This is a genomic window from Caballeronia calidae, assembly GCF_900044055.2.
Classification (GTDB): Bacteria; Pseudomonadota; Gammaproteobacteria; order Burkholderiales; family Burkholderiaceae; genus Caballeronia; species Caballeronia calidae.
Window position 1 is genome coordinate 1 of sequence record NZ_FCOX02000362.1, and the last position, 559, is coordinate 559.

The window sequence follows — 559 nt, forward strand, 5'->3', positions numbered from 1 at the left end:
CTAGGAGTATGCGCGGCAGAAATCTGATGTCATCCGGCCGAGCCGGGTAAGCGTTGTTAGGAGATGCCAATAAGCTATCTTCCCTACGAGCCGCAGCAGCAGATGTTGCTGCCCCACGCGCTGCAAGACTGGCTGCCTGAAGGGCACCTGGCCTATTACATCAGCGACACGGTGGATTCGCTCGACCTGTCAGGCTTCCATGCGCGGTATGCGGGCGGCGGCCCGCGCAATCAACCCTTTCATCCGGCGATGATGGTGAAGGTGCTCGTCTACGGCTATGCGACCGGGGTGTTCTCGTCGCGCAAGCTGGCCAGGAAGCTGCATGAAGATGTCGCGTTCCGGGTCCTCGCCGCGGGCAACTATCCGGCGCATCGCACGCTTTGCGACTTTCGCGCCTTTCACTTGAAGGAACTGTCGGACCTGTTTGTGCAAGTGGTGAAGCTGGCGAAGGAATGCGGACTGGTCAAGCTCGGGACGATTGCTGAGCGTGAGCACGTAAGTCGATGGGCCAATGAGCAAGCTAAATGATGTTCGGCAGACGAAGTAAAACGGGGGCGAT

1 pseudogene is annotated in these 559 nt (G+C 59.0%); it reads left to right on the forward strand.

Annotation, left to right across the window (positions count from 1 at the left end):
- Positions 1-63: 63 nt before the first annotated feature.
- Positions 64-483, forward strand: a pseudogene (locus AWB78_RS43045) (transposase); the annotation flags it as partial.
- Positions 484-559: the final 76 nt, after the last annotated feature.